Raw genomic sequence first — 3,442 nt, forward strand, 5'->3', positions numbered from 1 at the left:
TGCTGTCGTAGTGCAGCCCGGCGTTCAGGTCGATGCCCGGCAGCAGCTTCAGCAGCGCCCGCTTGGTCTCGTCGGCGGTGATGCGCGCGTTGTAGGTCTCCTCCACCAGCTCCGGCCGGTTGAGCAGCGCGTAGGCCTCCAGCGCCTCCACCGAGGTGCGGATCGCCGGCGCGTCCCTCGTCGTCGCCTCGGCCGGGATCGCCAGCGTGAAGCTCTCGCCCGGCGGCAGGCCCATCAGCGCGCCCAGCTGCGCCTTGGCCGCCACCAGCTCGCGCCGCAGCGTCTGCAACTGGCGCAGCGTGTCGACCAGCGCGCGCTGGTAGTTCAGCGTCTGCAACGGCGCCTGCACGCGCTGCGCCTCCAGGGCGCCGGCGTTGCGGCGCGCCGCCTCGATGCGCTTTTCCAGCGGCTCGATGCGGCGCAGCAGGCGCTCGGCGGCGACGGCGCGCCAGTAGGCGGTGCGGACGTCCTGCAGGATGCCCTGGACGACGCGGCGGCGGCGCTCGTCGGCGACCAGCACGAGGTTGGCGTTCTGGCGGGCGCGCAGATAGCTGACGCCGAAGTCGAGGATGTTCCAGGTGAAGCCGAGGTCGGCGGTGCGGCGGTTGCGGTCGGTGGCGGTGGTGCTTTCCCCCGTGCGCCGGCCGGTGGCGAGGTTGAGGCTTTCCGAGCCGGCCTCGTTGTTGCGCCCGCTGTAGCCGGCGCCGGCGACCAGACGCGGCAGCATGTCGAAGCGCGAGAGGTCGAGCTGCTGGTTGGCGACGGCCATCTCCATCAGCTTCACGCGTTCGTCGAGGTTGTACTTGATGGCGCGGGCCATCGCCTCGTGCATGGAGACCGGGCCGGCGAGCGGTTCCTGGGGCGACATCACCACCGCCATGTCGGCGCGCACCCGCTCCAGCGTCTCCTCGGTGGTCAGGGGTTGCGGACGGAGCGAACAGCCGCTGGTGACCAGGGAAGCGGCAAGCAAGGCGACGGACGCGCAGCCCAGCAGGGACCGCGACCGGAAGGCGTGGGGAAGGCAGGTCATTCTCGTCAGCAATCCATTGAAAGAAGAGGCGGGTGCGAAAAAGGACGGGGAGTGCGGGCGGCCTTAGGCCGCCCGGCTTCCCGGTGGGGTGTGGCCGACCAGGGCGGCCAGGAGTGCGGCGGCGCGGGCGTCGGTGGCGCCGTGAGCCTTGGCGACCTGGTGGGTGAAGGCCGGGCTGGTGAGCGGAAGCGGCGCGTCGGCGTCGGCCCGCGGACCGGCCGCCGGCGCCTTGCCCTCGGCGCCGGCCGGAGCGTTGCCGGGCTCGCCGCCCGGCTGGCCTCCGGCTTGGCCGTCACCAGCCGGCTGCCCACCAGCGGGCTGACCACCACCTGACTGCCCCTGGGGCGCGTTGCGCGGACCGGTCTGCTGACCACCCTGCTGACCCGTGGGCTGGTTGCCGGGCTGGCCGTTCTGCTGGCCCCGGTTGGCCGGCGCGGTCTCGATGGTGGTGCGCTGCGGCGTGCTCGGGCTGTTGCCGTTGCGCTCGCCCTGCACCGACCCGTTGGGCGTCTGGCCGCCGCCCTGCGAACCGGTTCCGAGGCCCCCCTGCGTCGAGGCACCCGGGCTGGCCGCACCGGGACCGGTGCCGGGACCAGTGCCGGGACCGGTGGTAGAGCCGCCCGTGACGGGTCCGCCGCTGGTGGAGGAACCGCCCGGCGACCCGAGGCCGCCACCCGTGCCCGGACCGGTGCTGGGGCCGGTTCCGAGGGCCGATCCGGTGCCCATACCCCCACCGAGGCCGCCGCCCAGGCCACTGCCACCCAGGCCACCCGACCCGGACCCGCTGGACCCGAGCCCGCTGAGGCCGGAACTGCCGCCCAGAGAGCCGCCACCGAGAGAGCCGCCACCGAGAGAGCCGCCACCGAGAGAGCCGCCACTCAGCGAACCGCCACTCAGGCCGCTGCCGGTGCTGCTGGAGTTGGAGCTGGAGTTCGACGAACCGCCCACCGAGGAGAGCGTGATCGAGCGCCCGGCGTCGGTGCTGGACTGGCCGTTGATCGAGTTGATGGTGATGGACCGCCCGGCGTCGGTGCTGGACTGGCCGCCGGAGCCGCCGTTGCCGAAGGAGGACGCGGTGATGACGCGGCCGGTGTCGCTGCTGTTCTGGCTGCCGGGCAGCGACGGCGCGGTGCCCAGCGTCGGGCCGGACGACTGCGAGCTGCCGGTCGATCCGAACGCCGAGCCGTTGGACGAGGACACGGCGGTGGTCGTGTTGCCGCTCGTGGTCACGACCGTGACGGTCGGCGGCGGGGGCGGCGGGGCGACGTTGTAGGTGGCCGATCCGGCGGTGCCCACGTTGCCCACCGCGTCGGTCGCGCGTGCCGTGATGGTGTGGTTGCCGATCCCGAGGTCGGACGACAGCGCCTGCTGCCAGGAGCCGGCGGCATCCGCCTGCACCGTGCCCGCTTCGCGGCCGTTCACCAGCACCGTCACCTTGGCGTTCGGCTCCGCCGTGCCGCGCACCACCGGGGCGCTGCCGGTGCCGCTCGTCACCTCCAGCACCGGCGCCGCCGGGGCCGTGGTGTCGATGGTCAGGGCCGTGGCTGCCGACGGCGCGCTGACGTTGCCGGCGCGGTCGGTCGCCTGCACCTGCACGGCGTGCGTGCCGTCGCTCAAGCCCGCGCCGAAGGTGTAGCTCCAGGCGCCGGAACCGTCGGCCACCGCCGTTCCCACCGCCTTGCCGTCCACCAGGATCGCCACGGTGCTGCCGGCTTCGGTCGTGCCGGTAATGGTCGGCTTGGCGGACGCGGAGAGGCGACCCGACGAGCCGCTGCCGGCCACCGTCGTGCTGGTCACCGACGGGGCCGCGACGACCGGCTTGGCCGTGTCCACCGTCACCGTCTGCTCGCCGGAGGTTTCCCCGACGATGCCGAAGCGGTTGGTCGCGGTGGTCGCGATGGTGTGGGCACCGTCGGTCAGCGCCGTCGTCAGGCCGTAGCTCCAGCGGCCGGCGGCGTCGGCCTTGGTCGTGCCGACCGCCTTGCCGTCCACCAGCACCGTCACCGTCGCGTTGGCCTCGGCCGTGCCCGTCAGGGTCGGCTTCGCCACGTTGGTCAGCCCGTCGCCCGCAACGCCGCTGTCCGACGCCGCGTCCAGCACGCTCGTGCCGGGCTTGCCGGGAACCGGCGTTTCGACGAACACGCGGCTGCCGTCGCCCACCCTGTTCAGCGCGGTCACCTGCGCGTTGCGGGCGACGTCGGTGATGGTGGCCCCGTTCAGCTGCAGATCCTTGACCACGATGCCGCCGCGGGCGTTGTCGCCGACCGGCACCACATAGTCGAAGCGCAGCAGCGTGCCCGTGCTGCCGGCGGGGTTGTAGACCGCGTTGCGCGGCGTGCCGCCGCCCACCAGGGTCAGCGTCGGCGTGCCGCCGGCCACCGTCACCGGCTCGCTCACCCGCACGGTGAAGCT

The 3,442-nt window shown here is 73.6% G+C and carries 2 protein-coding genes; both read right to left on the reverse strand.

All coding sequences use genetic code 11. From position 1 onward, the window contains the following. Positions 1-1,030 (reverse strand): TolC family protein (locus tag ACSVC7_RS32470; protein WP_483509152.1); only part of this gene is annotated, 1,030 nt, incomplete at its 3' end. Positions 1,031-1,093: 63 nt separating this feature from the next. Further along, positions 1,094-3,442, reverse strand: a 2,349-nt coding sequence (locus ACSVC7_RS32475; protein ID WP_483509154.1) for an Ig-like domain-containing protein, incomplete at its 5' end; no start/stop codon positions are given.

The sequence above is a fragment of the Azospirillum mesophilum genome (assembly GCF_053470405.2).